This window comes from Bacillus proteolyticus (assembly GCF_001884065.1).
GTDB classification, from domain to species: Bacteria; Bacillota; Bacilli; order Bacillales; family Bacillaceae_G; genus Bacillus_A; species Bacillus_A proteolyticus.
The window spans coordinates 1-775 of record NZ_MACH01000169.1 but is presented as its reverse complement, the minus strand read 5'-3'; the positions used below and the strand labels follow the sequence as shown (position 1 = coordinate 775).

The window sequence follows — 775 nt, the reverse complement described above, 5'->3', positions numbered from 1 at the left end:
CAATTGATAAGAGAACCATTCCTCCATTGTATAGAAACGGATCATATTGATTCGTCTTCCAAAACATAAGCAAAATAATAATAAGAGCAGTTCCTCCCACTACATCAAGAATGAGACGCGCCTTTGGAATAATTTTATTTGCAAGCCTATTGCTTGGCCAAAGTAAGGCAAGTGCCGCTCCAATAAGTAAAGAAAAGGCCCTCGTATCTGTGCCATAATAAATTCTGCTCGGATCAGTTCCAGGTTCATACAAAATTGCCATCGCTAAAGCTGAAGCAACAGCTCCCAGACAAATCAATAAAATCATACGGGATTGTTTTTTTATGTGGTAAAGTCCTAAACTAATGATAAACGGCCAGACAACATAGAATTGTTCCTCAACTGCTAACGACCAAAAATGATTCAATGGAGAAAGCTGGTTAAAATTATCAAAGTACGATAATTTATGATAGATATACCACCAGTTACTAACATAAAATAACGCCGCTAATGAATCTCCACGCATTTTTTCAAGTAAAGAGCTATGAAAAATCGTAATCCATGCCAACGTTATAACGAGCATAACAAACATTGCTGGAAGCAATCTCCTTGCCCTACTAAGCCAGAATTTCTTCAAATCAATTCTCTTATTTCTCTTCCACTCCATCGCTAGAATATCTGTAATTAAATAACCTGAGAGTACAAAAAATACAGTAACCCCTAAAAATCCTCCAGGCATCCAATTAAAATTAATATGATACAAAATAACACCTAGTATAGCTAGGCCCCTTAGACT

Annotated in this window: 1 protein-coding gene; it reads right to left on the bottom strand. The window is 36.4% G+C overall.

Annotation, left to right across the window (positions count from 1 at the left end; all coding sequences use genetic code 11):
* Positions 1 to 775, bottom strand: a 775-nt coding sequence (locus tag BAQ49_RS30865) for an acyltransferase family protein (RefSeq protein WP_131802739.1), incomplete at both ends; no start/stop codon positions are given.